The organism is Martelella sp. AMO21009 (assembly GCF_053484295.1).
Window position 1 is genome coordinate 1 of record NZ_JBAKFR010000075.1, and the last position, 411, is coordinate 411.

Sequence of the window (411 nt, forward strand, 5' to 3'; positions counted from 1 at the left end):
ATGATCTGGGTGATGGCGATCTTGTTGTCACTCATGTCGGTCTCCTTTGTTGATGACCGGACCATCGCTCTCGCGGCGGCCGAAGACGAGCAATCGGAGTGCTTCCGTCGGCCGCACGTGAATCGGTTTTGCTCCACCGGCTCTATTCGGCCGCCACGCGCAAAGTCTTTGCTGGGGTTATAATGACCTCCTTCACACCCTTTCCATTCCCGTCACCGATCGAATAGGTGCAATCGACCTCCTCGATGTCGAACCGTGAGAAGGTTTCGAAGACGCCTTGAACGGCGTTTAAGGACAGGATGAAGGTGCCTTGAAGGCCGGCTAAGGCCTCCGCCATCGCCTCGAAATCCTGCCGGCCGAAGACGCCCGCGCCATAGTCGCCCTCGTTTCCCCAATAGGGCGGGTCGAGAT

General features: G+C 58.2%; 1 pseudogene. It reads right to left on the reverse strand.

Annotation, left to right across the window (positions count from 1 at the left end):
* Nucleotides 1-142: 142 nt before the first annotated feature.
* Nucleotides 143-411: pseudogene (locus V6766_RS25510) on the reverse strand (DNA adenine methylase); the annotation flags it as partial.